Here is a 25,782-nt window from a genome sequence, read left to right on the forward strand (position 1 = left end):
GGGCCTCGCTGCGGAGAGCATCGGAACCATGAAGCTCCGAGCGACTCACATCATCCTCATCGTCGTGCTGTACGGACTCGGCTACCCCCTCGGCGCGATGGCGCTCGGCGAGCTGTCGGCGCCGTGGGTGCTGTCGATCCGATTCGTGCTGGCCGCCGCGCTCCTCGCCGGGGCGGCTGCATTCGGGCGTCGCCGGTGGCCACGCGGTCGGCAGTGGGGGCATGCGATCGTGGTCGGGCTGCTCACACAGGCCGTGCAATTCGGATGCGCGTACGAGGGGATGCGGGAGGGGGTCTCGCCGACGTTGACGGCGCTCGTTATCGCGATGAACCCGCTGGTGACGGCAGTGCTCACGGCATCGTGGCTCGGGGAGCGGCCGACCAGGCGGGGCGTCGTCGGGCTCGCTCTCGGACTCGTCGCCATCGGTGTCGCGTTCGCGGGGCGGGTCACGGCCACAGGCGTGGACGCGGCGCTGGTCCTGACGCTTCTGGCGCTCCTCGGCATGTCTGCGGGAGGGGTCTACCAGCAGCGATTCCTCGCGGCCACCGATCCGCTGCCTGCGAGCGCCGTCGGCCAGTTCGTCTCCGCGATGCCCATGCTGATCTGGGCGGCGGTGACGCCGCCCGATCTGGGCGACCCCGGGCTCGCGCTGGCGAGCATGGGCGCGATGATCGTGCTCAGCGCCGCCGTGGGCACCACGGTCTACATGGCGGCGGTGCGGCGGAGCGGCGCCGCCCGGGTGTCGCTGCTCTTCGCGGTGATCCCGTCGGTCGCTGCGCTCTTCGGCTGGCTCCTCCTGGGTCAGGTTCCGGGCCAGGGAGTGATCCTGGGTCTCGTGATCGGCGGGATCGCCTGCGCAGTGGGCGGGTCAGGCGACTCACGACGACGGCCGACCGCGATGGAGCACCCCATCTCAGCGGAGTCGCGGGCGCAGTGACATCCGACCTGCTTCGCGATTCTCCGGTCCGATCCGCTGGAGTCCACGGCCCCGGCACTGCGAGACTGACCGCATGGCAATCATCGAGAACTCGAAGCTCACGGTCGTCGGCGCGGGCAGCGTCGGTTCGAGCGTCGCGTACGCGGCCCTGATCCGCGGTTCCGCGCGCCACGTCGCTCTGTACGACATCGCGACCGAGAAGGTCGAGGCCGAGGTGCTCGATCTCGCGCACGGCACGCAGTTCACCGGGTCGAGCGACATCGTCGGCGGCAGCGACATCTCGGTGGCCGCCGGATCGCACGTCGTGGTGATCACGGCGGGGGCCAAGCAGAAGCCCGGGCAGACGCGGATGGAGCTCGCCGACGTGAACGCCGGCATCATCCGCGACATGCTTCCGAAGCTCATCGAGGTGGCGCCGAACGCCGTCTACGTCATCGTGACGAACCCCTGCGACGTGCTGACCGTGATCGCCCAGGAGGCGACAGGGCTTCCGCCGGAGCGGATCTTCTCCTCCGGCACCGTGCTCGACACCTCGCGTCTGCGGTGGAAGCTCGCCGAGCGCGCCGGCGTCTCCACAGGCAGCGTCCACGCGTACATCGTGGGCGAGCACGGCGACACGGAGTTCCCGCTCTGGTCGCACGCGACGATCGGCACGGTGCCCATCCTCGACTGGGAGACTCCGGAGCACCCGCGGCTCACTCTCGACGAGCTGCGCGGGATCGCGGTCGACGTCAGGGATGCCGCATACAAGGTGATCCAGGGAAAGGGCGCCACGAACTACGCGATCGGGCTCTCCAGCGCGCGGATCGTCGAGGCGATCCTCCGCGACGAGCACGCCGTGATGCCGGTGAGCACGGTGCTCCACGACTTCCACGGGATCGACGGCGTCGCTCTCTCCGTGCCGTCCATCGTGAGCGCGGCCGGAGCGGTTCCCGTCCGCAACACGACGTTCTCCCCGGAGGAACTGGAGCTGCTGAGGCTTTCGGCAGGTGCTCTGGCCTCAGCGGTGGACGACCTCCGCGGTTAGGCGTCGCGAGCAGGGCAGACGCGGCGGGGTACGATCGGCGCGGGGCCGCGTCGTCCGACACGAGATCGTCGTCCCGCCCGTGGCCCGCAGCGAGCATCGGAGGATCATGACCCGTCGCATCGTCATCAGCGGAGCATCCGGCCTGATCGGATCGGCGCTGGCAGCGTCGCTGCGCGCGGACGGGATCGAGGTGACGACCCTCGTGCGTCGTCCGCCGCGCGCCTCGCACGAGGTGCAGTGGAGCCCGGGAGAGGCGCCCCTCGACCCCGACGTGCTCTCCGGAGCGGAGGCCGTGGTGGCGCTCGGCGGAGCCAGCGTCGGCAGGCTGCCCTGGACGCCACGCTATCGCCGCGAGCTCCTTTCGTCGCGCCTGCGCCCGACGGAGACGATCGCCGCAGCGCTCCGTGCGCAGGGATCGGATGCTCCCGCCTTCGTGTCGGCCTCCGCGGTGGGGTACTACGGCTCAGCTCCGGGCGCCGTGCTCGACGAGTCCTCACGAGCGGGGAGCACCTTCCTCGCGGAACTGTGCGTGGCGTGGGAGGACGCCGCCCGTCGCGCAGGGGAGGGTGCGCGTGTGGCGCTGCTCCGCACGGCGCCGGTGATCCACCCGCGGGGAGTGCTCAAGCCGCTGATCGCGCTCACGAGACTCGGCGTCTCGGGGCCGCTGGGCACGGGCACGCAGATCTGGCCCTGGATCTCCCTCGACGACGAGGTGCGGGCCATCCGGCACACCATCGACGAGGGGCTCGCGGGGCCGGTGAACCTGACCGGACCGACCCCGGCCTCCGCGAACGACATCGGACGCGCGCTCGCCCGCAGGATGCACCGCCCGTTCTGGCTGCCCGCTCCCGCCTGGGCGCTTCGCCTCGCGCTGGGCCCCGCGGCCGATTCCCTGCTCCTCGGCGATGCGGACGTGCGTCCGCTCGCACTCGAGCGCTCGGGCTTCTCGTTCTCCCACGCGACGGCGGAGGATGCCGTGGAGCACGCGGTCTGAGCGTCAGTTCCCGTGCGGGTCGAGGCTGTTGAGGGTCGCGACCACCTGGTCGTAGTCACCCCGCGCCTCGCCGTAGCGAAGGAACTTCACGTTCTCTACCTGGATCTCGGTCGCGTCCGGCTGCGTCTCGATGAGCCCGACGACCTCGGAGACGAAGTCGTCGAGAGGCATCGCGAAGGCGCTGCTCTCCTGGCCGGGCATCAGCGCCGTGCGCACGGACGGCGGCTCGAGCTCGACGATCCGCACTCCGGTGCCGGCGAGCTGCAGGCGCACCGACTCGCTGAGCATGTGGATCGCCGCCTTCGTCGCGTTGTACGTCGGAGTGACGCGCAGGGGCGCGAACGCGAGTCCCGACGACACCGTCATGATCGTGGCGTCCGGTACCGCCCGCAGCTGCTCGATGAAGGCGGCGATGAGGCGGATCGGGCCGAGCAGGTTCGTCGTGACGGTCGCCTCGGCGGTTTCGAGGAAGCCCTCCGGCGTCGTCCAGTCCTCGACCCGCATGATGCCGGCCATCGTGACGAGCACGTTGAGGTCGGGGTGTGCGGCGATGACCTCCTCGGCGGCGGAGCGGATGCTGTCGGCATCCATCGTGTCGATCTCGACCGTGTGCAATTCGGGGGTCTCGGCGGCGATCGTCCGGAGCAGGTCGGCCCTGCGACCGCCGATGATCACGGTGTTGCCGCGTGCGCTGAGCGCCCTGGCGAGGGCGAGGCCGATCCCGCTGGTCGCCCCGGGGATGAAGATGGTGTTTCCGCTGATGTTCATGTTCCCAGCCTGCGGAGGTTCCCGCGGGCGTGGCAGAGAGCGCTCATCCATGGATCGGCGCTCCCTGGATGCGCACGGCGCAGACGGGGGATACTTCGGGAATGGATCGTGATGCCCTCGCCGACTTCCTGCTGCGACGCAGACAGGAGCTGAAGCCGTCGGACGTCGGTCTGAGCGAGGGGCCCCGGCGCCGCACCAGCGGACTGCGCCGCGAGGAGGTCGCGATGCTCGCCGCGATGTCCGCCGACTACTACGCGCGGCTCGAACAGCGCCGCGGCCCTCAGCCCAGCGTGCAGATGCTGTCCTCCCTCTCGCGGGCGCTCCGGCTCACGCCCGACGAACGCGACTACCTCTACCGGGTCAGCGGGCACAGTGCGCCGGATCGCGCCGTGTTCAGCGACTACGTCGCCCCGAGTCTGCTGCGCGTCATAGACCGCCTGAGCGACACCCCCGCTTTCGTCGTGTCCGTCCTCGACGAGGTGCTCGTGCAGAACGACGCCGCGCGTGCCCTGTTCGGCGACGCGAGCGCGCGGAAGGGCATGGAGCGCAGCGGGATCTACCGCTGGTTCGCCAGCCCCGAGGAGGAGCGCCGCATCTATCCGGTGCGGGATCACGAGCGTCACGGCCGCACTCTCGCGGCGTCGCTGCGCGCGGCGCACGGCACCTGGGGGCCGACGTCGCGCGCGGGGGAGATCGAACAGGCTCTGCGTGCCGTGAGCCCCGAGTTCGTCGACTACTGGGAGGACCACGAGGTCCGCCGGAGGTTCGAGGATCGGAAGACCGTCGTGCACCCGGATCTCGGCGAGATCGAGGTCGACTGCCAGGCCCTCCTCACGCCCGACGAGTCTCAGGCGCTCATCGTGCTGACCGCGGCGCCGGGCAGTGAGGCGGCGAGCAGACTCGATCTGCTCAGGGTGCTGGGGACGCAGACGATCCGCTCGTCGTGACGGCTGCGCGGTGGCCCTTCGGCAGACGCGGGATCCAGCAGGACACGTCGTTCCGGTACTCGTCGAACTCGGCGCCGAAGCGCGCGGAGAGGTCGGCCTCCTCCTGCGGTCTGACGAGGGTGTTCCAGATCAGTGAGCCGCACAGGGCGTAGGCGACGACCATCCAGGAACCGAGGGCGAGCCCGACGGCGACGCCCTGGGCGATGCCCGCTACCGCCATCGGATTGCGCACGTAGCGGTAAGGGCCGGAGATCACGAGATGCCGGGCCATATGCGCGGGCAGCGGTGTGCCCTCGCCCTTGACGAGCATCGAGACCGCCGACCAGATGCCGAGCGCTCCGGTCGCGACGAACAGCACGCCGCCGCCGATCCGCACGGCGACGGGGACGTCGACGGCGAGCATCCACCGGGATTCCAGAACGGAGATGCCCAGGGGCAGCACGCCGAGGAAGAGCACCCAGAACAGCAGCATCTGACGGAAGATCCGCACGGCGAGTCTGGTGCGGCCCTCATCGTCGGCCGTGCGGAACGCGAACGGCCCGCTGACGATCCATTCGACGGGAGCTCTGCCGCAGACGATGACGATGCCCGCCGCGATGGACCCCATCGCGGCGAGGGCCATGAGCAGTGCGCCCCATCCCGCCAGCGTCGTCGCCGTCGCATAGACCGCCATGCCCGCGGCCACCAACGCGGTCCACGGGACGACGATCCACACAGCCCAGCGGATGCCGCATGCGACGAGCGCCGAGGCGAGGACGAAGAGGGGGATGTCGGCGACGGCGATCACGGCAGCGGGGAGGTCGCCGAGCGTCGCGTGTCGCAGGGAGTCCGTCGTGAAGACCCCTACCCACCAGAGCGCTCCCAGGACCGCCTGAAGACCGAAGTACGCTCGCGCGCTCCCCGGGGCGACGCCGATGCCGGCGATCGTGATGCTGCTGATCTCAGGACTCCTCGTGCGTCCGCGGGTCGGCGCCGAACAGCCGGCCGTCCTGGCGCCCGAGCGCGGTGATCGCCTCGACCTCCGCCGCATCGAGCACCACGGAGCCCGCTGCGAGGTTGCCCGTCTGATGCTCGAGAGACGTCGCCTTGGGGATGGCGACGGTCTCGCGGGCGACATGCCAGGCGAGTACGGCCTGTGCGGCGCTGATGCCATGGGCCGCGGCGACCTCGACCACGACCGGCTCCGAGAGCAGGGCCGATCCCTTGCCCAACGGGCTCCAGGCCTGGGTGAGGATGCCGTGTTCACGGTGATAGGCGAGCTGCTCGGTCTGCGGGAAGTAGGGGTGGACCTCGATCTGGTTCACCACGGGGCGCACACCTGTCTCGCGCTCGATGCGCTCCAGATGCTCGGGGAGGAAGTTCGACACGCCGATCTGCCGCACCACGCCGCGCTGCTGTGCGTCGACCAGGGCCTGCCACGCCTCGACGTACTCGTCCTGGCTCGGGTTGGGCCAGTGGATCAGATGGAGGTCGGTGGTCTCCAGCCCGAGGCGGGAACGGCTCTCCTCGATGCTCGTCCGCGCCTTCGCCGTTGCATGATGACGACCAGGCAGCTTGGTCGTCACGATCACCTCGGAGCGATCGGCGCCGGACGCCGCCACTCCGCGCCCGACCGCGCCCTCGTTCTCGTAGTTGAACGCGGAGTCGATGAGGCGGTATCCGGCGCCGATCGCCGCGGCGACGGCATCCGATCCGGCATCTCCTCGCAGACCGTAGGTTCCGAGTCCGATCGCCGGCAGCTGGAATCCGTTGTGAGCGGTGAAGCGGTTCATGCCTTCAGCGTACGCTGGGGCCATGGACGACCAGAGATGCCCGTGCGGATCGGGGGATGTGCTCGGCGGATGCTGCGGCCCCCTGATCGCCGGCTCTCCCGCTCCGACGGCCGAACGACTGATGCGGTCACGCTACACGGCCTTCTCGCTCGGCGACACCGCGTATCTCCGCGCCTCCTGGCACGGCTCGACTAGACCCCCCGTGGTGGATCTGGAGCCGGGACTGCGCTGGCGACGGCTCCTGATCATCGACCGCGTCGCCGGCGGCCCCTTCGATCGCGAGGGCGTCGTCGAGTTCGAGGCGTTCTGGCAGCAGGGCGATGAGCGCGGATCGCTCCGCGAACGCAGCCGTTTCGTGAGGGAGGGGCGGCGTTGGCTGTACCTCGACGGAGAAGTGCAGTGAGAGACGTCGCACGCACCGACTAGATTTGAAGACGTGAACGCCAGCCCGGAACACCAGCGCATCCTGCTCGACGTCGCCGATCTCGATCGGCGCATCTCCCAGGCGGATCGTGCGCGCACGAAGCCGGTGCAGGGGCCGCGCATCACCGAGCTCGTCGCCATCCGTCAGGAGCAGCTGCGGGAGCTGACCACGCTCACCGGAACCCGCGACGATGTGCGGGTCGAGCTGACTCGTCTCGAGTCCGACGTGAAGCTGGTCGAGCAGAGGCGCGCCCGCGACGCCGAGCGTCTCGCCGCCGCGACGAACTCCAAGGAGGCGCAGGCACTCGAGCACGAGCTCGACAGCCTCGCCAGGCGCCAGAGCAACCTCGAAGACGCCGAGCTCGATGTGATGGGTCGTGTCGAGGAGGCGGATGCCGCGGTCGCCGCCCAGCAGGCGCTGCTGGACGCCACGACGGCGGAGGGCTCGGCGCTCACCGCGCAGGCGAAGGCCGACGTGGCGGCGGCCACCGAACTCGGCGAGCAGCTGGCGCGCGATCGTGCCGCGATCACCGAGCAGATCCCCGCGGCCCTACTGGCCGACTATGCGCGGCGCGCGGCGAACAGCGCGGGCGCCGCCCTTCTCACCCGCGGCACCTGCGAAGGATGCCGCATCCTGCTGCCCGGCACCGACCTCAACGACATCCGCCGTGCCGCGGAAGACGCCGTCGTGTCCTGCCCGGAGTGCGGATGCATCCTGGTGCGCACCGAGGAATCCGGGCTGTGATCTCCGCGCCACGAGCGCGACGGCGGTGACCTCGCGGCGTCCCCCCGAGCGCAGGATCGCCCTGGTGGCGACGGGCTCCGGCCGATACGTCGCGGTCGAGCTCGGCGACGATGACGTCGAGATCAGCAGGCACGAGCTCTCCGCGAGCGAGCTGCCCGGCTGGGTGGCCGCGCGCGAGGACGAGGCGACGCCGAGATGGATCCTCCGCCATGCCAGGGAGATCTATCCGATGCTCCTCGACGCCGGGGTGTTCCTCACCCGCACTCATGACCTGCTGCTGTGCCACGCGATCCTCCGCGACACGGACACGGTGGCGCGTCCCCTGGCGCCGTCGGCGTCCTGGGTGCGCCGTGAACCCTCGGACGACGCGCCTGCGCTGTTCGACGTGATGGAGCAGCACCCCGCAGAAGACCCGGTCGCCGACGCGCTGGATCAGTACCGGGCGCAGCGTCGGGTCATCGCCGACGGCCGCGACGGGCGCCTCCTGCTGCTCTGTGCGGCGGAGTCGGCCGGCGGGCTCATCGCCGAGGAGATGCGCGCGGCAGGACTCCCGTGGAACGAGGACGTCCATCGGGGGATCCTCGCGGACACGCTGGGGACGCGCCCCGTCGGGGGCGGTGTCCCGTCGCGCATGCTCGAGCTGGCCGACCGCGTCCGCGCGATCCTCGGCGACGCGACGCTGAACCTCGACAGCCAGCCGAAGCTCCTGCGCGCCCTGCACCGCGTGGGGGTGCAGGTCGAGTCGACGAACCGCTGGGAGCTCGCGCAGCACAGCCACGCCGTCGTCGAGCCCCTCCTCGCGTACAAGAAGCTCGCGCGTCTGCTCAGCGCCAACGGGTGGGCGTGGCTCTCCGAGTGGGTCCACGACGGGCGCTTCCGACCGATCTACATCCCCGGCGGCGTCGTCACGGGAAGGTGGGCGTCGGCCGGAGGGGGAGCGCTGCAGCTGCCGCGTATGCTCCGCACGGCGGTGCGCGCCGACGACGGGTGGATGCTCGTCGTCGCGGACGTCGCTCAGCTGGAGCCGAGGATGCTGGCCGCAATGGCCGGCGATCGGGCGATGGCGCGGGCGGCGCAGGGAAGCGACCTCTACGCGGGTGTCGTCGACTCCGGCGCCGTGGGGACGCGCGAAGAGGCGAAGTACGCCGTGCTCGGTGCGATGTACGGCGCGACGACGGGGGACAGCGGGCGACTGGTGCCGAGGCTCCGCAAGGTGTACCCGCGGGCGATGGCGCACGTCGACAAGGCGGCGAGGAAGGGCGAGGACGGCGGGGTCGTCTCGACCTGGCTCGGTCGCTCATCGCCGCGCCCGTCGGATGAGTGGTCGCGCATGCAGGCCAGAGCGACCGACGCCGACGTCGATCAGACGGAGGTCGCCCTCGCCCGCCGGCGCGCCCGCGACTGGGGCCGTTTCACCCGAAACTTCGTGGTCCAGGGCACGGCTGCCGAGTGGTCGCTGATCTGGCTCGCGGAGATCAGGCATCGGCTGAGGGACTTTCCGGAGTCGGAGGCGCCGGCGATCGCCTCGGGTCCCTTCGCGCGGCATCCGCATCTGGCGTTCTTCCTGCACGACGAAGTGATCCTGCACGTGCCCGCCGAGCAGGCGGAGGCCGCAGCCCAGGCCGTGCGCGAGGCTGCAGCGGTGGCGACCACTCGACTCTTCGGCGGCTTCCCCATCGACGTACCGCTCGATCTGCGGATCGCCGAATCCGCGGAGAAGTAGTCCCGGTAGACTGGACGGGCGAATGGGTCGACTGGACGGTCGCGTGGCGGGCAACCGCACCGAGGAACGTCCGGGCTCCTCAGGGCAGGACGGTGGGTAACGCCCACCCGGAGCAATCCGCGAGACAGTGCCACAGAGAGCAGACCGCCCCGCAAGGGGTAAGGGTGAAAGGGTGGTGTAAGAGACCACCGGGGGCCGTGGTGACACGGCCCGCCAGGTAAACCTCGTCCGGAGCAAGGTCAGACAGAGGATGTTGACGCGGCTCGCCGAGTCCTCGGGTAGACCGCTAGAGTGCCACGGCAACGTGTCGCCGAGAGAGATGGCCGTCGAAGGGGCGAAGAACCCCGGAACAGAACCCGGCGTACAGGTCGGCCCATTCGCACCCTGGATGCTGGTCTCTCCGCCGAGCCCGCGGTAGCGTGCGTCTATGTCGCACCGCACAGCCGCCACGTCGGCGCTTCTCGTCGCCTTGGCCACCGTCGTTCTCGTCGGGTGCACGGTTCCGGTGCCGGAGTCCGCGGAGACGCCGGCCGCGGTCGAACCGTCGCCGGAACCGACGGCGGACCCCGCGCTGACCGCCACGTCCGAGCCGGTCGACACCGGTTCCATCGATGGCGCCGAAGGAGAGGTCGTCTTCTACGAGGACGCACTCGTGGGCTATGAGGTCACCTATGGCGATCTGCTGGGCGCGATCGAGAAGCGTTTCGGCGTCGCCGGGCTGGCGTCCCTCAACGACATCACTCCGGAATCGATCGCTCCGGGCGATCGCCTCCTTCTCCGGAAGGGCGCCACCATGCCCGATATCAGCGGATGCGTCGGGCGGTCGAAGCTGGGATTCATGGACGGCGGCGGAATCGACGGACACTGGGTGTTCTGGACCGGTCCCGAACTGGTCGACCGCGGTCCGAGCGACACCGCCGACGGAACCGTGGCGAGGGATTCCGCCGGGCGCATCGTGTCGTACACGGTCGCGGAAGGCGACGGCGAGTTCGCGATCGGCGACCGGTTCTGCCTCGAACCGTACTCGTTCATGGAGTACAGCAATCTGGAGTGGCCGCTCAAGACCGGCGACCTCCTGCTGCTGGCGGTGGATCCCTCGGTCCTGTTCGAGGTGAAGCAGTAGCGGGGACTGGCACGACGAAGGCCCCGCTAGATTCAGCGGGGCCTTCGCGTGTCGTGTGGGTCGCTGACTCAGTCGCCGGCGAGGGATGCCGCGCCGATGATGCCGGAGTTGTTGCGGTGGATCGCCGGAACGATCGGCGTCTTCAGCTCGAGCAGCGGGAGGAAGTCGCCGGCGTTCTTGGAGACGCCGCCGCCGACCACGAACAGATCGGGGCTGAACAGGAACTCGATGTGCGAGTAGAAGGCCTGCAGCCGCTCCGCCCACTCGGACCAGCTCAGTCCTTCGCGCTCGCGTGCGGAGGTGGCTGCCCACTTCTCGACGGAGTCGTAGGTGCCGAAGTTCAGGTGTCCGAGTTCGGAGTTGGGGACGAGCACGCCGTCGTACAGGAACGCCGACCCGATGCCCGTGCCGAGGGTCGTGAGGAGCGTGAGGCCCTGGACGTCTCTGGCGGCGCCGTGGCGCGCCTCGGCGACGCCCGCGGCATCCGCGTCGTTCACGAACACGATGTTGCGACCGAGTCCGTCGCGGAAGAAGCGCTCGGCGTCGAAGTCGAGCCACTCCTTGGAGACGTTCGCCGCGGAGAGGGTCTTTCCGCGCTTGACGATGGCGGGGAAGGCCACGCCGAGCGGAAGGGTCGACTCGTGCACGTCGAGCGTCTTCAGGACCGTCTGCACGGCGACGAGGACGTCCTGCGGGGATGCGCCCTCGGGCGTGGGCACACGCACCCGGTCGGAAGCCATGGTTCCGTGTGAGAGGTCGACGAGTCCTGCCTTGATACCCGTGCCGCCGATATCGACGCCGATCGCTTTAGCCATGGTCGATAGCTTAGCGACCGGTGCCGTCGCCAGTAGGATCGATGACACCACGTGAAGAAGGGGATCGGCCATGACCAACGGCGATGAGAAGTACTGGTACAACCTGGAGACCGGTCAGGTCGAGTTCGGCATGATCTCGCCGTCCGTCGACCGCGTCGGACCGTTCGACACCGAGGCCGAGGCTGCGAACGCACCGGAGAAGCTCAAGGAGCGCTCGCGCGCCTGGGCCGAAGAGGAAGCCGCCGAGAACGGCTGGGACGCCGGCTCCGGCAAGGTCGCAGAGTAGCGATGGACAAGCAGCGGGATTTCGTCCTCCGGACGATCGAGGAACGCGGCGTCAAGTTCGTCAGGCTGTGGTTCACCGACGTGATCGGCACCCTGAAGTCCGTCGCGATCGCCCCGGCTGAGGTCGAGGGCGCTTTCGCCGAGGGAATCGGCTTCGACGGCTCGGCCATCGAGGGCCTCACCCGCAGCTATGAGTCAGATCTGCTCGCGCAGCCCGACCCGACGACCTTCCAGACCCTGCCGTGGCGCGGAGAGATCGACCCGACCGCGCGTATGTTCTGCGACATCACCACGCCGGACGGACGCCCCGCGGTGTCCGACCCCCGGCACGTGCTCAAGCGCACCCTCGCGAAGGCGGCGGACGCCGGATTCACGTTCTACACGCACCCGGAGATCGAGTTCTACCTTCTGAAGTCCTCGTCCTTCGGCCCGGACGGACCCGTTCCCGTCGACTCCGCTGGATACTTCGACAACGTGCCGGGCGGCACCGCGCACGACTTCCGTCGCCGTTCGGTGCGGATGCTGGAGGACCTCGGCATCTCGGTCGAGTTCAGCCACCACGAGGGCGGCCCCGGCCAGAACGAGATCGACCTGCGATACGCGGATGCGCTGACGATGGCCGACAACGTCATGACCTTCCGCACGGTCATCAAGGAGGTGGCCATCGAGCAGGGCGTCTACGCGACGTTCATGCCGAAGCCCCTCAGCGGCCAGCCCGGCAGCGGCATGCACACGCACATGTCGCTCTTCGAGGGCGAGCGCAACGCGTTCTACGAGGAGGGTGCGAAGTACCAGCTCTCCAAGACGGGACGCCACTTCATCGCCGGACTCCTCAGGCACGCCAACGAGATCGCTGCCGTCACGAACCAGTTCGTCAACTCGTACAAGCGGCTGTGGGGCGGAGACGAGGCTCCGAGCTTCGTCACCTGGGGCCACAACAACCGCTCCGCGCTCGTGCGAGTGCCGATGTACAAGCCGAACAAGGGCGGTTCCACTCGTGTGGAGTACCGCGCCCTCGACTCGGCGGCAAACCCCTACCTGGCGTACGCGCTCATGCTCGCCGCCGGCCTCAAGGGTATCGAGGAGGGCTACGAGCTGCCGCCAGAGGCCGAGGACAACGTGTGGTCCCTCAGCGACGCCGAGCGCCGTGCACTGGGCTACTCGGCCCTTCCAGCGAGCCTCGACCACGCCCTGGAGTACATGGAGAACTCCGAGCTCGTCGCGGAGACCCTGGGGGAGTCCGTCTTCAACTACGTGCTGCTGAACAAGCGCAAGGAGTGGGAGTCCTACCGCGGCCAGGTCACTCCGCTGGAGCTGAAGAACAACCTCGAGCTCCTCTGAGTCGCGCATGGCCCGTTCGGACGATTCCGTCTCGCTCTCCGCTCTGGCCAGGCTGGGCTTCGCCGAGCTCAGCGAGGCCGCGGCATCCCTCGCCGAGCTGTCGACCCTTCTCGGCATCGAGAGGGCGGAGCTGCTCGACGGAGCGGATGCCGCTGATCCCGACGCCGCCGTGCAGGGGATGCTCCATGTGGCCTGGCGCGACACCGTCGAACTGCGGGAGCTGCTGAGCGCACCGGAGACGCGGCGTCGCGCGTGGCAGGTGTTCGGCGCATCTCAGGGCTTCGCCGACTTCTTCCGACGACACCCCGAGCAGCTCGACGTGCTGCGGACGCCGGGGCACGCGCTGCCCTCGGCGTCCGATCTCCGTGGGCTGCTCCTCGACGCCGTCGGAGCCGAGGACGGGTTCGCGGCATCCGGAGACGACGCCGCGCTCGGGACTCTGCGCGTCGCGTACCGCCGCCACCTCGTGGCGATCGCGGCCTACGACCTCGGCCACCCCCGTCCCGTCGAGATCGTCGGAGACGTGGCAGCGGCTCTCGCCGACATCGCGGGGGCCGCTCTCGAGGCGTCACTCGCCATCGCGCGCACCCGGCTCGGAGCGACGCTGCGCACCGAGGACGTGGCGGCGACGCGACTGGCGATCATCGGCATGGGGAAGGCCGGAGCTCGAGAGCTGAACTACGTCAGCGACGTGGATGTGATCTTCGTCGGCGGCACGAAGGACGAGGACCTGGTCCCGGAGGCCAGGGCGATCGACATCGCGACGCGTCTCGCGCGCGAGACCATGCGAGGGCTCAGCGGGATCGAGGTCGAGCCCCCGCTCTGGGAGGTCGACGCGGCGCTCCGTCCCGAGGGCAAGCAGGGCGCGCTCGTGCGCTCCCTCGCCTCGCACCTGGCGTATTACGACCGATGGGCCAAGAGCTGGGAGTTCCAGGCCCTGCTGAAGGCGCGTCCCCTCGCCGGCGACGCCGAGCTCGGCGACGCGTACATCGAGGCCGTGCAGCCCAAGATCTGGTCGAGCGCGGCGCGGGAGAACTTCGTCGACAGCGTTCAGCGCATGCGCGAACGCGTGATGGAGCACATCGATCCGGAGGATGCGCCGTATCAGCTCAAACTCGGAGCAGGAGGCCTCCGAGACATCGAGTTCACCGTGCAGCTGCTGCAGCTGGTGCACGGGCTCACCGATCCGCACATCCGCACGCGCGGCACGCTGGAGAGCATCGACGCACTGGTCGAGGGCGGCTACATCGGTCGAGCGGAGGCCGCGACGTTCGCCGATGACTACCGCGTGCTGCGGCTGATGGAGCACCGCCTCCAGCTGAGGGAGCTCAGCCGAACCCATCTGATGCCCCGCACTCCCGCGGGGCTCCGCGTGCTCGCCCGCAGCACCGGCCTCGCGGAGTCCGGAGACGGCGTGTGGGCGCGATGGGAGAGCGTTCGTCGCGAGGTGCGCGAGATCCACATCCGCCTCTTCTACCGCCCTCTGCTCTCCGCCGTCGCCGCCCTGCCGGAGGAGGAGCGCACGCTCTCGACGGCGCAGGCGCACGACCGCCTCGCCGCCATCGGCTTCCGCGACCCCGCCGGCGCGCTCCGCCACATCGGCGCGCTCACGACCGGCCTCAGCCGCAAGGCGACCATCCAGCGGCACCTCATGCCGATCATGGTGCGGTGGTTCGCCGACGGCAGCGACCCCGACTACGCCCTGATCGCCTTCCGCCGGATCAGCGAGCGGCTCGGCGACACCCCCTGGTTCCTGCGGATGCTGCGCGACTCGTCCGGCGCTGCCGAGAGCCTCACGCGTCTGCTCTCCTCGTCGCGGTACGTGGGCGAGCTCATGGAGTGGATCCCCGAGTCCGTCGCCTGGCTCGACAGCACGGAGCTGCTGCGACCGCGCAGCGGGGCCGCGCTCGACGAGGAGGCCAGGGCGATCCAGACCCGCCACGAGAGCGTCGTCGATGCGCTGCGCGCCGTGCGGGCTCTGCGCCGCAGAGAACTGCTCCGAACAGCGATGGGGGCCGTGCTCGACGTCCTCACGATCGAGGAGGTCGCGACCTCCCTCACGGAGATCACCGACGCCGCCATCCAGGCCGCCCTCAGGGCGGTGCAGCGCGAGATCGTTCCAGAGGAGGGCGCGGCGCTCGACTTCGCCGTGATCGGCATGGGGCGTTTCGGCGGCGCGGAGCTCGGTTTCGGATCGGATGCCGACATCCTCTACGTGTACGACGCGAACGGCATCGACCCCGAACGCGCGCAGAAGCTCTCCACGCAGATCGTCGCCGGTCTCCGTGAGCACCTGACGGATCACCGGGTGCCGCTGGACCTCGACGCGGATCTTCGCCCTGAGGGGCGCAACGGCCCTGTGGTGCGCTCGATCGAGGCCTACGCCGAGTACTACCGGCGATGGTCGCTCTCGTGGGAGGCCCAGGCCCTGCTCAGGGCGCGCGGCGTCGCGGGGAGCGCAAAGCTGATCGCGAAGTTCACGAACCTCGCCGACAGCATCCGGTACCCGGAGGCGATCGACCTGCAGGGCACTCGTGAGATCAAGCGCATCAAGGCGCGGGTGGAGGGGGAGCGGCTGCCGCAGGGCGTCGACCCGCGGCGTCACCTCAAGCTCGGTCCTGGGACGCTCAGCGACGTCGAGTGGCTCGTGCAGCTGCTGCAGCTGCAGCATGCGCACGCCGTGCCCGCTCTGCGCACGACGTCGACCATCGCCGCGCTGGATGCGGCGGTGGATGCGGAGCTCGTGCCGGCGGCGTCAGCCGACCTGCTGCGGGCCGCGTGGCGCCTGTCCAGTCGGCTGCGTTCGGCGATCACCCTGTACACCGGGCAGACGAGCGACGTGCTGCCCGTCGAGCCGCGTCAGCTGGACGCACTGGGGATCCTGCTCGGATATCCGGAGAGATCGGCCTCCGTGCTCGAAGACGACTATCTCGGCGTCACCCGACGGGCGAGGAAAGCCTTCGAGGCGCTCTTCTACGGGTGAGTCCGGTTTGCTATCCGGGCTCGACTCGCGCAGGCTGGCCCCATGACGATCTCGAAGCTCGGTGTGATCTGGAATCCCTCGAAGATCGATGAGGAGCGGCTGCGCGCCGCGGTCTCGGAGACCATCACCGCGGAGGTTGTGTGGTGGGAGACGAGCGAAGACGACCCGGGGCGCGGGATGGCGTCCTCCGCGATCGACGAGGGCTGCGACGTCGTCGTCGCGGTCGGCGGCGACGGCACGGTCCGAGCGGTCGCAGAGGTGCTCGCAGGCACCGAGGTGGCGCTGGGCATCGTCCCGCAGGGCACGGGGAATCTGCTCGCGCGGAACCTCGGTGTGCCGCTCGACGACATCACCGCTGCGCTCGAGCGCGTGCAGGACGGCGAGCCCCGCAGCATCGACATCGGCTGGGTCGAGTTCGAGGGGGAGAAGCGCGCCTTCACCGTCATGGTCGGCTTCGGCGTCGATGCGCAGATGCTCGTGGAGACGAACGACGATCTGAAGGACCGTGCGGGCTGGCTCGCCTACGTCGAGGCCATGGGGCGGGCGCTGGCGGGCACGGAGATGACGGACATCACCCTCACGCTGGACGAGGGCGACGCTCAGGAGGTCCGTGGGCACACCATGATCATCGGCAACTGCGGCATGCTGCAGGGCGGCATCCGTCTGCTCCCGGATGCCGTGCTCGACGACGGGCAGCTGGATCTGCTGCTCGTGAGCGCCGACGGGGCGCTGCAGTGGCTCGACACCGTGAGGTCGGTCGTGTGGGACAACGGCATCCGGCGTCTCCTCGGCGGGGGCACGGAGGCGGTCAGCACGGAGTCGACTCGCCACGTGGCTGCGCAGACGATCTCGGTGACTCTGGATTCCCCTCAGCAGTTCGAGGTGGACGGCGAGGAGGTCGGCGAGGTCGCGTCCTTCGTCGCGACCGTGCAGCCGGGCGCTCTCATCGTGCGCTGACGGCGGGCGGCGTGGTCTTCCCGTCCTGAGCGGGGAAGAGCACCTTCTGGACGATGATGATGATGCTCGCCGCGACCGGGATCGCCACGAGGGCGCCGGCGATCCCGCCGAGGGCGCCACCGGCGACCGCGGCGATCACGACCAGCGAGCCGGGGACGGCGACCGCCTTGCTCATGATGCGCGGGGAGAGGACGTATGCCTCGATCTGCATGTAGATGAGGTAGTAGATGAAGGCGATGAGCGCCGTGACGGGGCTCACGACGAGGCAGATCAGCGAGTTGACGATGGACGCCGACAGCGTTCCGACGAGCGGGATCATCGATCCGATGAACGCGATCAGGGCCAGCAGAGCCGGCACCGGGGCGCCGATGATCGAGAGCACGATGAGGCTGAGGACGCCGTTCACCAGGGCGAGGCTCACCTGGCCGATGACGTAGCGGCCGACGGCGCCGGAGACGTCCTCGACGAGGCTGCTGAAGGTGTCGCGCTGGTAGGCGGGCACGAAGCGGGCGGCGACCTTCTTCATGCTGCGCAGGGAGGCCATGAAGTAGAGGGTCAGGATCAGCACGATCGTGACGCCGGTGAAGCCGCCGGCGATGCCGGTGCCCACGGCGAGCACGCCGCCGCCGATGTTGAGGAGGTTGCTGGGGTCCTTCACGAACTTGAGGACGGCGTCGGTCGCGTCCTGGAAGTTCGCGCCGAACTGCGCGGTGAGGTCCTTGTACCAGCCGGCGTGCTGGATGTCGCTCACCATCTTCGGACCGTTCTCGATCAGGTTGCTGATCTGGTCGACGAGGATCGGGACGATCGCCAGGATGATCCCCGCGAAGAGCAGCAGCACGATCGCGACGACGATCGCGACGGCGCCTGGGCGCGGAATCGAGAACCGCTTCTCAAGGAAGGTCACGATCGGATCGAGGCCGAGCGCGAGGAACACGGCGAACCCGATGTAGACGAGCACCGTTCCGAGCTGGGTGACGATGCCGCCCAGGGTCAGCGCGACGAGAACGCCGAGGGCCCCGAACAGGCCGAACACGAACGGGTTGATGCGCGAGATCGCGGCGGCGGCCGTCGTCGGCTGCGGCTGAGGGCGGGTGCCCTGATACGGCTGCGCCGTGTTCGTCGTCTCAGGCGTGGTGATCGGTCGACGGCGTCGCATCGTGCCCCCAGGTGTCGGTTCGGAACTGTCAGTTGAGCAGGCGCGCGCTCCGGAGTCAAGCCGGTTGCGCGGCGTCCGCTGCGGAGTGTCCGAGCCGCGTGGGAGAGTCTGAGCATGACCGCACTGCTGCTCCGTCCCTGGTCCGCGGAAGACCTCCCCCTCCTGACGCAGGCGAACACTCCGACGATGACGGCCCACCTCAACGGACCGGAGAGCGAGCAGGAGCTCGTCGACCGGCACGCCCGCTATCTGCGGCTGGGGGAGTCGGGAGAGGCGCGGATGTTCGTCATCGAGGATGACGGTGTGCCGCTCGGGTCGATCGGCTGGTGGAACGTCGACTGGCGGGGCTCAGCGGCCCTGGAGACGGGATGGTTCGTCCTCCCCGAGGCGCAGGGGCGCGGGGCGGCATCGGAGGCTCTCGCGCTGCTCGTGGTCGATGCGCGCGAGCACCGCGCGCGGCGCCGGTTCCTCACCGCGTTCCCCGGCGCCGAGAACGCCGCGTCGAACGGCGTCTGCCGGCGCAACGGCTTCGCCCTCGTCGGGACGATCACCGAGACCTTCCGGGGCGGCGAGCTCGTCATGAACGAATGGATGCTGGACCTGGGCGCCGTCGACGACTAGTCGTTGATCATTCGACAGGCTCGAGAGGCCGTCATCACAGCTCGCTCACGCGCTGCCGTGATGCGGACAGCTCCTCCGCTGCGCTCACGACGTCGGACGTCGCCGTATCCAGGAGCGCCTGAGCGGCCGAGGCATCCGCCGTCGCCCTGACGAGTCGATCGCGCATCCGTGCGAGCTCCGTCTCGAGCTCCTCGATCTGCGCAGGCAGCCGAGCGGTCAGAGCCTCGGCGTCCCGCACCGCCCTCCGCGCTGCGTGCTGCTGCTGTTCGGCGTGAGCAAGAGCCTTCTCCGCGTCGCTGACCGCACGTTCCGCATCCCTCCGCATCCGTCGCGCTCGCACCTCATCGAGAGGAGGGGCGGAAGCGGGCGCGGCATCCGACACTCCGCCCGCGACGACCGACTCCAGATCCACCGGGGCGGAGGGTTCGAGCTCTCGGATCAGCCGACCGGAAGCGACGGCCACCGCTGCATCCGGATCGAAGAACGCCGCGGTGAGTGTCTGCCGCACCGCTTCGGAGGTGGCTGGCGTGATGCGCTCGCCCTGCGCCGACGCCAGTGAGGTCGCTTCCGCAGCCAGGCGCTGAGTGAGTGCGCGACGTTCACGACCGAGGCTCGCCAGCGTCGCCGCGTCGAGGTCGGCCTGCGCGTCGCGGAGCTCCTGCGCCAACTGCAGTGCTTCACCGAGTTGGGAGGGGCGTTCGCGGGCGAACAGGTTCACGACCCACGCCGACACCGACGGCTTCTTGAGCGCGCGGATCCGATCGCCCGTGTCGCGATCGGCGGCCGCTGCCGCGAAGGCGTTCCGGGTCGCGACGAACTCGGCGGGTGGACCGGAGTACAGCGCGGCCGCCATCTCTGCGAAGTCGCGTGACGTCATCGGACGACGGGTGAGACGATCGGCGCGGCGCGGCAGATGTGGGCGGGCATCGATCGAGAGTACCGAGGAAACGTGAGCGCCGTCAGCCCTGTTCTTCGGGACCCTGGCGCAGACGGAAGAGCCCGCCCCGACGCAGGTCGGGACGGGCTCATCGTGAACGTCGGGCGATCAGACGCCGTAGTACAGCTCGAACTCGAACGGGTGCGGTCGCTGGGCCATCGGCAGGATCTCGTTCTCGTACTTGTAGGAGATCCAGGTCTCGATGAGCTCCTCGGTGAACACGCCGCCCTCGAGGAGGAAGGCGTGGTCCTCGCGCAGGGCCTCCAGCGAGTCCAGCAGCGAGTTCGGCACCTGCGGGATGTTCTTGGCCTCCTCGGGCGGGAGCTCGTAGAGGTCCTTGTCGACGGGCTCGTGCGGCTCGATGCGGTTCTTGATGCCGTCGAGGCCGGCCATGAGCTGCGCGGCGAAGGCGAGGTACGGGTTGCCGGAGGCGTCGGGCGCACGGAACTCGATGCGCTTCGCCTTCGGGTTGGAGCCCGTGATCGGGATGCGGATCGCGGCCGAGCGGTTTCCGGCCGAGTAGACCAGGTTGACCGGGGCCTCGAAGCCCTTGACCAGACGGTGGTAGCTGTTCAGGGTCGGGTTGGTGAAGGCGAGCAGCGCCGGAGCGTGCGCCAGGATGCCGCCGATGTACCAGCGCGCGATGTCGCTGAGCTGGCCGTAGCCGGCCTCGTCGTAGAAGAGCGGCTTGCCGTCGCTCCACAGCGACTGGTGGGTGTGCATGCCCGAGCCGTTGTCGCCGAAGAGCGGCTTCGGCATGAACGTCGCGGTCTTGCCCCACTGGTCGGCGGTGTTCTTGACGATGTACTTGAACTTCAGGATGTCGTCTGCCGCGTGCACCATGGTGTCGAAGCGGTAGTTGATCTCCTGCTGACCGGCGGTGCCCACCTCGTGGTGCGAGCGCTCGAGGATGAACCCGGCCTCGATGAGCTTGAGGGTGATGTCGTCGCGGAGGTCGGCCGTCTTGTCGACGGGGGAGACGGGGAAGTAGCCGCCCTTGTACGGCGTCTTGTTGCCGAGGTTGCCGCCCTCTTCCTCACGGCCGGTGTTCCACGCGGCCTCTTCGGAGTCGACCTTGTAGAAGCTCTCGCCCGCGGTGACGGAGTAGCGGACCTCGTCGAAGATGTAGAACTCGGCCTCGGGCGCGAAGAACGCGGTGTCGGCGATGCCGGTCGACGCGAGGTACTTCTCGGCGTTCTTGGCGACCTGACGTGGGTCCTTCGAGTAGATCTCTCCGGTGCGGGGGTTGTAGATGTCGAAGACCATGACGAGCGTGCTCGCCTCGCGGAACGGGTCGACATAGGCGGTCGTGACGTCAGGGATGAGCTGCATGTCGGACTCGTGGATGCTCGCGAAGCCGCGGATCGAGGAACCGTCGAACAGCTGGCCGTTGACGAAGAAGTCCTCGTCCACCGTGGATGCCGGGATGTTGAAGTGCTGCTGCACACCGGGGAGATCGGTGAAACGGATGTCAAGGAACTTGACGTCGTTCTCCGTGATGTAGCTCAGTACCTCGGACGAATCTTTGAACATGTACGACTCCTGTAATGCGGATCGATGGCTTCACGGCCATTCTGCACAGTACGGCTGGAGGATTTCTCCGGGGTGTCCGCTTTGTTTCGAGCTTGTTACGGCGGAGGCACCCGCGGACGCTGGGTAGGCTGGACAAGTGACGGATGCTGTGAACTCGTACCCCGGTGAACGACTCGGTCTTCCGGAGCAAGGTCCCGGGAGCATCGCCCGCCCCGGCCGGCGGATCGGCGCGCTGCTGATCGACTATGCGGCGGCGAGCATCATCGCGACGGCGTTCTTCGGATTCAACCAGTTCGCGCTGCCCTCGGAGGCCGGTCTCAGCCAGTTCGCGCCCATGGCCGTGTTCGCGGTGATGCAGATCCTCTTCATCCCCACCGCTGGCGGCAGCCCGGGGCACCGCATTCTCGGCATGCGTGTGGTTCCCTTCGCCGGCCCCGGCTGGGTCGGCCTGTGGCGCCCCGTCGTCCGCACGCTCCTGCTGGTCATCGTCATCCCCGCGGTGGTATGGGACGCCGATCAGCGAGGACTCCACGACAAGGCGTCAGGGCTGATGCTCATCCGCGCCTGACGCGGCTCACTCCTTGCCGCGGTTGCGGCGGCGCGCCTCTCGGGGAGCGCGTCCGCCCACGAAGGAGCGGGCGGGATCGACGACGTACCCCTGACGCAGCGCCTCGCGGCCGATGAGCATCCGGAACCCCATCTCGTCGCGGTTGCTCAGCGTGACCTCGGCGAGGACCTCGCGGTCGTGCAGGCGGATGAGCAGCTCGACGACGAAACGCTCCTGCGCGTGGCCAGAGGAGCTGCGGACGGCCCGCCGATCGTGCACGGGGCACTCCACCTCGACGGTGTCCTCCTGGCTGTCCTGCCAGGGCTTGACGCGGAATCGCACCCACTCCTCGCCGTCGCGCTCGAACTCGCGGATCTCGAAAGCGTGCAGCGATGAGGTGCGCGCGCCCGTGTCGATCTTGGCTTTCAACCAGTCGACGCCGAGATCGGGCAGGCTCACCCATTCTCGCCACCCGATAAGAGTGTTTGAATGGGATGTCTTACTCACCCGATACATCCTGGCAGGAAAACTTCGTGAAGATCGCTGTGCTCTCCCGTGCGCCGCAGGCGTACTCAACCCAACGACTCCGTGCAGCGGCACTCCAGCGCGGGCACAACGTCAAGGTGTTGAACACGCTGCGCTTCGCGATAGACCTCACGGCCGATGAACCGGACCTGCATTATCGGGGGCGTCAGCTCAGCGACTACGACGCGATCCTGCCGCGCATCGGCAACTCGATCACGTACTTCGGCACCGCCGTGGTGCGCCAGTTCGAGCAGATGGACGTGTACACGCCGAACACGGCGAACGGCATCTCCAGTGCGCGCGACAAGCTCCGCGCGAACCAGATCCTGTCGCGCCACAACATCGCGATGCCGCCGACCGCTTTCGTCCGCAATCGCGCCGACGTGCGCCCGGCGATCGAACGCGTGGGAGGCGCCCCCGTCGTGATCAAGCTCCTCGAGGGCACGCAGGGCATCGGGGTCATCCTCGCTCCGCAGGTCAAGGTCGCCGAGGCGATCATCGAGACCCTGCACTCGACGAAGCAGAACGTGCTGATCCAGAAGTTCATCTCGGAGAGCCGTGGCAAGGACATCCGCGCCCTCGTCGTGGGCGACCGCGTCGTGGCGGCCATGCGACGCTCGGCAGCCGGCGACGAGTTCCGGTCGAACGTGCACCGGGGCGGCTCAGTGGAGGCCATCGAGCTCGACCCCGTGTACGAGCGCGCCGCGGTGCGCTCGGCGCAGATCATGGGCCTGCGCGTCGCCGGAGTCGACATGCTGGAGGGCGAGGACGGCCCGCTCGTCATGGAGGTGAACTCCTCTCCGGGGCTCCAGGGCATCGAAACCGCCACGAAGCTCGACGTCGCGGGTGCGATCATCGACTACATCGCCGGCCAGGTCGCCTTCCCTGAGATCGACGTGCGACAGCGGCTCACCGTCTCGACCGGGTACGGAGTGGCAGAGCTCATGGTTCACGGGGCGGTGGATCTCGTGGGCAAGACGCTCGGCGAGGCGGGGCTGTGGGAGCGCGACATCACCGTGCTCACGCTGCACCGGGGTGTCAGCGTCATCCCCAACCCGCGCAAGCACGTGATCCTCGAGGCCGACGATCGGCTCTTCTGCTTCGGCAAGCTCGACGAGATGCGCTCCATGATCCCCGAGCGACGTCGGCGCCGTGCGAAGGTGCGTCGTCTGCCCCGCCAGCCGCTCTCCGAGTGAACGACGAAGCGCGGCCGCCCTCCTGACGAGGTGCGGCCGCGCTTCTTCGTGTGCGGGGCGTTCGATCAGCGCGGACGCTGCGAACGGACCTTGGTGGGGTCGATGCCCTTCGGGATCGGCAGCGAGGAGAGCGACTGGGAGACCGAGTCGATGCGGCGGATGACCGCGCCCATCGTCGCCTTGTCGATGGCCTTCGGAAGCTTCTTGATGGTCTTCGCCAGGTCGGCGATCGTGACGTCGTCGTCGCCATGGCCGACGTAGAGCACCGTGACGGGAACACCGTGCGCGACGCGCTCCGCCTTGCTGCGCTCATCGTTGACCAGGCGGGTGAGGCGTCCGCGAGAACCCTCGCCGACGACCACGACGCCGCCGCGTCCGACCGTGCGGTACACGGCATCCTGCGTCTTCGGGTTGATGCCCACCGGCGTCTCGGAGGCCTGCCAATTGCGGCCGAGGCTCGTGCTCAGCACATGACCCGTCGCGCCGGGCATGCCGTCGATCTTCTGGTACATGGCGGACGTCGACAGGCGCGTCATGAGGAACATCGCACCGAGGATGCCGAGCATGAGACCGGAGATGCCCCACAGGACCAGCGTCCAGATCTGGAACGGCGGGATGACGTATCCGGCGATCAGCCCGACGAGGACGCCGGCGACGAGGATGGCGATCTGCGCCCACGGAAGCCAGGGATAGATCTCACGGGTGAACTTGAAGAGGGACCTGATCTGGGAGAAGAACCCAGGACGCTTCTCAGGTGCGGACGCGCGGTTTGCCATGGGTATCAGCCTACCGATTCCCCGGTGCGTCCGATGTCCCGTTCGCGCCGGGCGGATTCCACTCTTCGTCCACAGCGGTCGATTCGCGACGGATCCATCCACATCACCCGCTTTCGCCACCACGGCGCTGGCGGATGCGCTGTCATGGTCGCATGGTGAGGGAGATGAACGCGGCGACCGGGCTGGTGCCCGGTGCGCACCGCGCGATCAGGGTGCTCGATGCGGACGAGGGGCCGTTCCGGGGCACGTTGGTCGCAGACGGCGAAAGGGTCGCCGTCTGCGCGGATGCGGCCGCGTTCAGCGGGTGGACGGGGTGGATGCTCGCGGGGAGCGATCATGTGGCCGGTCCGCTCGACCTCGTGCGTCGTGCCGACGGGCACGACGTGCTGCTGCCGTGGTGCACGGAGCGGATCTCGGCGTTTCTGGGGCGCCGAGCCGCTGCGGGCTCCACGCTCGCCCCTGGGGAGGTGAGCACCCTCGTGGCGAGTCTGCTGCGGGGTGTGGCGGAGTGCGGGGAGAGGATCGCCGAGGGGAGCGGCACCTGGTGGATCACGGACGGAGGTCGGCCGATGTTCGTGATCGGGGAGGGCGAGGACGTGCGGATCGCGACCGCGCGGATCGTCGAGCTGGTGCAGCGGGAATGCACCGACCGGGCGCTGGGGCGGCTGCTCTCCTCCGTGCAGGGTGGGCTCACGGAGGGGAGCAGCAGGCCGCGGATGCTGCCTCAGCTCCTCACGCGATGGGAGGCGGAGCTGTTCGAGCTCGCGGCGCCGAGGGCGCTCGACCGGGAAGTCCTGGCGCCAGAGAGGGTTCGCGACATCGAGATGCTCCGCGACGAGGACCCCCGCGCGCAGGTGTGGAGTCGGCGGGAACTCCGACGCGCCTCTGACGAGGGCGATGCGTCCAGGGGAGTAGGACGTGCCGTCCGCTCAGCTCTGGTGGGATGGGGGCGGGCTGCTTCCGGGACGATGGCCGACCTGCTTCTCCGTCTGCGACCTGACTCCGGCCGCGGTGTTGCGCGGGAGACAGGCGCTGGCTTGCGGAGCCGCATCGGTCGCGGGCGGCGTGACGACGGACAGAGTGACAAACGTCGGGAGGGCGACGGCGGACGGGTGCCGAGGCCCCAGCGGCGCCGAGCGCAGATGATCGCCGGTGTCGCCGCCGTGGCAGTCCTGGCCGTGGGGTTGCTGTGGCCCGCCGATGGCGCAGAGACGGTCGGTGCCGTGACACCGGAGACGCGGGTGTCCACTCCGCCGGAGTCCCCGGCCGCGACACCTGATGCACTTCCGCACAGCGCGCCGGAGTCGCCGGGCCCTGAAGAGGATCCGCTGGCGTCGGGTCCCGTGCTTCTCGACACGATCTCACAGTGCCTCGCTGAGTCCGATGCCGCGTGCACGGAGGCGGTGGCCGAAGGCTCAGCCGGTGTCGTCGATGCGCTGGCGGTCGCGCTGCGGGGCGAGGAGCGACCGGAACTCGCGCTGGTCGACGAGTACGGCGACGTCGCAGTGGTGCGGATGTCAGCGGTCGCAAGGGAGGATGGCGGTTCTCCCTCCGAGGGCGAGCGGATGCTCGTGCTCGTGCGCCTTAACGAGCACTGGCTGGTCCGCGACGTGTACGACGTCGCGGACCAGCCAGGGTGATGCTGTGA

At 69.1% G+C, this 25,782-nt stretch carries 25 protein-coding genes and 1 other RNA gene; 17 read left to right on the forward strand and 9 right to left on the reverse strand.

The features are described from left to right. Positions 1-28 precede the first annotated feature (28 nt). From LC438_RS08740 to LC438_RS08750, 3 genes are all read left to right on the forward strand, one after another. Positions 29-937, forward strand: a complete 909-nt coding sequence (locus tag LC438_RS08740) for a DMT family transporter (protein WP_105673027.1) — start codon at positions 29-31, stop codon at positions 935-937. A 73-nt stretch (positions 938-1,010) separates the two neighbouring features. Then, positions 1,011-1,964 carry an L-lactate dehydrogenase gene (locus LC438_RS08745; RefSeq protein ID WP_105673028.1) on the forward strand — a complete coding sequence of 318 codons (954 nt, stop codon included), beginning with the start codon at positions 1,011-1,013 and terminating at the stop codon, positions 1,962-1,964. Between the two features lie 106 nt (positions 1,965-2,070). Then, on the forward strand, positions 2,071-2,958 hold the full coding sequence (locus LC438_RS08750; protein WP_105673029.1) for a TIGR01777 family oxidoreductase: 888 nt from the start codon (positions 2,071-2,073) through the stop codon (positions 2,956-2,958). 3 nt (positions 2,959-2,961) lie between these two features. Here LC438_RS08750 and LC438_RS08755 read toward each other — a convergent pair whose 3' ends face one another. Next, positions 2,962-3,726 (reverse strand): SDR family oxidoreductase, encoded by a 765-nt coding sequence (locus LC438_RS08755; RefSeq protein WP_223586352.1) that lies wholly within the window; start codon positions 3,724-3,726, stop codon positions 2,962-2,964. Between the two features lie 101 nt (positions 3,727-3,827). Between LC438_RS08755 and LC438_RS08760 the strand changes: the two genes are divergently transcribed. Further along, complete coding sequence (locus LC438_RS08760) at positions 3,828-4,673, forward strand: helix-turn-helix transcriptional regulator (RefSeq protein WP_105673031.1); 846 nt, start codon at positions 3,828-3,830, stop codon at positions 4,671-4,673. On the opposite strand, the gene LC438_RS08765 is transcribed toward LC438_RS08760, so the two are convergent. Further along, positions 4,636-5,703 (reverse strand): isoprenylcysteine carboxylmethyltransferase family protein, encoded by a 1,068-nt coding sequence (locus tag LC438_RS08765; protein ID WP_308116177.1) that lies wholly within the window; start codon positions 5,701-5,703, stop codon positions 4,636-4,638. The two genes, LC438_RS08760 and LC438_RS08765, sit on opposite strands and share 38 nt — an antisense overlap. Then, the gene (locus LC438_RS08770; protein WP_223586353.1) at positions 5,615-6,445 is read right to left on the reverse strand and encodes an aldo/keto reductase; all 831 of its coding nucleotides are present in this window, start codon (positions 6,443-6,445) and stop codon (positions 5,615-5,617) included. The genes LC438_RS08765 and LC438_RS08770 overlap by 89 nt, the downstream gene beginning before the upstream one ends. Before the next feature lie 22 nt (positions 6,446-6,467). Between LC438_RS08770 and LC438_RS08775 the strand changes: the two genes are divergently transcribed. From LC438_RS08775 to LC438_RS08795, 5 genes are all read left to right on the forward strand, one after another. Beyond that, a complete protein-coding gene (locus LC438_RS08775) occupies positions 6,468-6,848 on the forward strand; it encodes a YchJ family protein (RefSeq protein WP_105673034.1) in 381 nt (126 codons plus the stop codon). Positions 6,849-6,881: 33 nt separating this feature from the next. Then, complete coding sequence (locus tag LC438_RS08780; protein WP_105673035.1) at positions 6,882-7,613, forward strand: zinc ribbon domain-containing protein; 732 nt, start codon at positions 6,882-6,884, stop codon at positions 7,611-7,613. 64 nt (positions 7,614-7,677) lie between these two features. Then, a complete protein-coding gene (locus LC438_RS08785; protein WP_223586354.1) occupies positions 7,678-9,336 on the forward strand; it encodes a bifunctional 3'-5' exonuclease/DNA polymerase in 1,659 nt (552 codons plus the stop codon). Between the two features lie 23 nt (positions 9,337-9,359). Then, positions 9,360-9,716, forward strand: an RNA gene (gene rnpB, locus LC438_RS08790) — RNase P RNA component class A. Between the two features lie 47 nt (positions 9,717-9,763). Continuing rightward, positions 9,764-10,459: a LysM peptidoglycan-binding domain-containing protein gene (locus tag LC438_RS08795; protein WP_105673036.1), complete on the forward strand. Its 696-nt coding sequence runs from the start codon at positions 9,764-9,766 to the stop codon at positions 10,457-10,459. A 68-nt stretch (positions 10,460-10,527) separates the two neighbouring features. On the opposite strand, the gene ppgK is transcribed toward LC438_RS08795, so the two are convergent. Then, entirely contained in the window at positions 10,528-11,274 is a 747-nt protein-coding gene (gene ppgK, locus LC438_RS08800; protein ID WP_105673037.1) for a polyphosphate--glucose phosphotransferase, read from the reverse strand. 70 nt (positions 11,275-11,344) lie between these two features. Between ppgK and LC438_RS08805 the strand changes: the two genes are divergently transcribed. From LC438_RS08805 to LC438_RS08820, 4 genes are read left to right on the forward strand one after another with little or no spacing between them, the layout of a single operon-like run. After that, on the forward strand, positions 11,345-11,560 hold the full coding sequence (locus tag LC438_RS08805; protein WP_105673038.1) for a hypothetical protein: 216 nt from the start codon (positions 11,345-11,347) through the stop codon (positions 11,558-11,560). Positions 11,561-11,562: 2 nt separating this feature from the next. Beyond that, positions 11,563-12,900: a type I glutamate--ammonia ligase gene (gene glnA / locus LC438_RS08810; RefSeq protein ID WP_105673039.1), complete on the forward strand. Its 1,338-nt coding sequence runs from the start codon at positions 11,563-11,565 to the stop codon at positions 12,898-12,900. 7 nt (positions 12,901-12,907) lie between these two features. After that, a complete protein-coding gene (locus LC438_RS08815) occupies positions 12,908-15,883 on the forward strand; it encodes a bifunctional [glutamine synthetase] adenylyltransferase/[glutamine synthetase]-adenylyl-L-tyrosine phosphorylase (protein ID WP_223586355.1) in 2,976 nt (991 codons plus the stop codon). A 42-nt stretch (positions 15,884-15,925) separates the two neighbouring features. Beyond that, positions 15,926-16,840 carry a diacylglycerol kinase family protein gene (locus LC438_RS08820; protein WP_105673041.1) on the forward strand — a complete coding sequence of 305 codons (915 nt, stop codon included), beginning with the start codon at positions 15,926-15,928 and terminating at the stop codon, positions 16,838-16,840. Here LC438_RS08820 and LC438_RS08825 read toward each other — a convergent pair. Further along, positions 16,827-17,999, reverse strand: a complete 1,173-nt coding sequence (locus tag LC438_RS08825) for an AI-2E family transporter (RefSeq protein WP_105673042.1) — start codon at positions 17,997-17,999, stop codon at positions 16,827-16,829. The genes LC438_RS08820 and LC438_RS08825 overlap by 14 nt on opposite strands. A gap of 114 nt (positions 18,000-18,113) precedes the next feature. Between LC438_RS08825 and LC438_RS08830 the strand changes: the two genes are divergently transcribed. Continuing rightward, positions 18,114-18,620 (forward strand): GNAT family N-acetyltransferase, encoded by a 507-nt coding sequence (locus tag LC438_RS08830; protein WP_223586356.1) that lies wholly within the window; start codon positions 18,114-18,116, stop codon positions 18,618-18,620. Positions 18,621-18,654: 34 nt separating this feature from the next. Here LC438_RS08830 and LC438_RS08835 read toward each other — a convergent pair whose 3' ends face one another. Continuing rightward, positions 18,655-19,497 carry a transposase gene (locus LC438_RS08835; RefSeq protein WP_223586357.1) on the reverse strand — a complete coding sequence of 281 codons (843 nt, stop codon included), beginning with the start codon at positions 19,495-19,497 and terminating at the stop codon, positions 18,655-18,657. A gap of 168 nt (positions 19,498-19,665) precedes the next feature. Continuing rightward, entirely contained in the window at positions 19,666-21,090 is a 1,425-nt protein-coding gene (glnA, locus tag LC438_RS08840; RefSeq protein ID WP_105673045.1) for a type I glutamate--ammonia ligase, read from the reverse strand. A 136-nt stretch (positions 21,091-21,226) separates the two neighbouring features. Between glnA (LC438_RS08840) and LC438_RS08845 the strand changes: the two genes are divergently transcribed. Next, a complete protein-coding gene (locus tag LC438_RS08845) occupies positions 21,227-21,658 on the forward strand; it encodes an RDD family protein (RefSeq protein WP_223586358.1) in 432 nt (143 codons plus the stop codon). 6 nt (positions 21,659-21,664) lie between these two features. Here LC438_RS08845 and LC438_RS08850 read toward each other — a convergent pair whose 3' ends face one another. Next, positions 21,665-22,153, reverse strand: coding sequence for an ATP-dependent zinc protease (locus LC438_RS08850; RefSeq protein ID WP_105673047.1), 489 nt, complete (start codon positions 22,151-22,153; stop codon positions 21,665-21,667). A gap of 17 nt (positions 22,154-22,170) precedes the next feature. Here LC438_RS08850 and LC438_RS08855 point away from each other — a divergent pair, with 17 nt between their 5' ends. Then, on the forward strand, positions 22,171-23,358 hold the full coding sequence (locus LC438_RS08855) for a RimK family alpha-L-glutamate ligase (protein WP_105673048.1): 1,188 nt from the start codon (positions 22,171-22,173) through the stop codon (positions 23,356-23,358). Between the two features lie 65 nt (positions 23,359-23,423). Here the strand turns inward: LC438_RS08855 and LC438_RS08860 are convergent, their stop codons facing one another. Beyond that, the gene (locus LC438_RS08860) at positions 23,424-24,134 is read right to left on the reverse strand and encodes a DUF4191 family protein (protein ID WP_105673049.1); all 711 of its coding nucleotides are present in this window, start codon (positions 24,132-24,134) and stop codon (positions 23,424-23,426) included. 164 nt (positions 24,135-24,298) lie between these two features. Between LC438_RS08860 and LC438_RS08865 the strand changes: the two genes are divergently transcribed. After that, the gene (locus tag LC438_RS08865; protein WP_223586359.1) at positions 24,299-25,774 is read left to right on the forward strand and encodes a hypothetical protein; all 1,476 of its coding nucleotides are present in this window, start codon (positions 24,299-24,301) and stop codon (positions 25,772-25,774) included. Positions 25,775-25,782: the final 8 nt, after the last annotated feature.

The sequence above is a fragment of the Microbacterium sp. OVT16B genome, from assembly GCF_019969705.1.
In the GTDB taxonomy this organism is placed as follows: Bacteria; Actinomycetota; Actinomycetes; order Actinomycetales; family Microbacteriaceae; genus Microbacterium; species Microbacterium natoriense.

Excerpts from the sequence above, each read along its gene's own strand:
- LC438_RS08740 (WP_105673027.1), top strand. The coding sequence starts at position 29 with ATGAAGCTCCGAGCGACTCACATCATCCTCATCGTCGTGCTGTACGGA.
- LC438_RS08745 (WP_105673028.1), top strand. The coding sequence starts at position 1,011 with ATGGCAATCATCGAGAACTCGAAGCTCACGGTCGTCGGCGCGGGCAGC.
- LC438_RS08750 (WP_105673029.1), top strand. The coding sequence starts at position 2,071 with ATGACCCGTCGCATCGTCATCAGCGGAGCATCCGGCCTGATCGGATCG.
- LC438_RS08755 (WP_223586352.1), bottom strand. The coding sequence starts at position 3,726 with ATGAACATCAGCGGAAACACCATCTTCATCCCCGGGGCGACCAGCGGG.
- LC438_RS08760 (WP_105673031.1), top strand. The coding sequence starts at position 3,828 with ATGGATCGTGATGCCCTCGCCGACTTCCTGCTGCGACGCAGACAGGAG.
- LC438_RS08765 (WP_308116177.1), bottom strand. The coding sequence starts at position 5,703 with ATGCGGCGGAGGTCGAGGCGATCACCGCGCTCGGGCGCCAGGACGGCC.
- LC438_RS08770 (WP_223586353.1), bottom strand. The coding sequence starts at position 6,445 with ATGAACCGCTTCACCGCTCACAACGGATTCCAGCTGCCGGCGATCGGA.
- LC438_RS08775 (WP_105673034.1), top strand. The coding sequence starts at position 6,468 with ATGGACGACCAGAGATGCCCGTGCGGATCGGGGGATGTGCTCGGCGGA.
- LC438_RS08795 (WP_105673036.1), top strand. The coding sequence starts at position 9,764 with ATGTCGCACCGCACAGCCGCCACGTCGGCGCTTCTCGTCGCCTTGGCC.
- ppgK (WP_105673037.1), bottom strand. The coding sequence starts at position 11,274 with ATGGCTAAAGCGATCGGCGTCGATATCGGCGGCACGGGTATCAAGGCA.
- LC438_RS08805 (WP_105673038.1), top strand. The coding sequence starts at position 11,345 with ATGACCAACGGCGATGAGAAGTACTGGTACAACCTGGAGACCGGTCAG.
- glnA (WP_105673039.1), top strand. The coding sequence starts at position 11,563 with ATGGACAAGCAGCGGGATTTCGTCCTCCGGACGATCGAGGAACGCGGC.
- LC438_RS08815 (WP_223586355.1), top strand. The coding sequence starts at position 12,908 with ATGGCCCGTTCGGACGATTCCGTCTCGCTCTCCGCTCTGGCCAGGCTG.
- LC438_RS08820 (WP_105673041.1), top strand. The coding sequence starts at position 15,926 with ATGACGATCTCGAAGCTCGGTGTGATCTGGAATCCCTCGAAGATCGAT.
- LC438_RS08825 (WP_105673042.1), bottom strand. The coding sequence starts at position 17,999 with ATGCGACGCCGTCGACCGATCACCACGCCTGAGACGACGAACACGGCG.
- LC438_RS08830 (WP_223586356.1), top strand. The coding sequence starts at position 18,114 with ATGACCGCACTGCTGCTCCGTCCCTGGTCCGCGGAAGACCTCCCCCTC.
- LC438_RS08835 (WP_223586357.1), bottom strand. The coding sequence starts at position 19,497 with ATGACGTCACGCGACTTCGCAGAGATGGCGGCCGCGCTGTACTCCGGT.
- glnA (WP_105673045.1), bottom strand. The coding sequence starts at position 21,090 with ATGTTCAAAGATTCGTCCGAGGTACTGAGCTACATCACGGAGAACGAC.
- LC438_RS08850 (WP_105673047.1), bottom strand. The coding sequence starts at position 22,153 with ATGTATCGGGTGAGTAAGACATCCCATTCAAACACTCTTATCGGGTGG.
- LC438_RS08860 (WP_105673049.1), bottom strand. The coding sequence starts at position 24,134 with ATGGCAAACCGCGCGTCCGCACCTGAGAAGCGTCCTGGGTTCTTCTCC.
- LC438_RS08865 (WP_223586359.1), top strand. The coding sequence starts at position 24,299 with ATGAACGCGGCGACCGGGCTGGTGCCCGGTGCGCACCGCGCGATCAGG.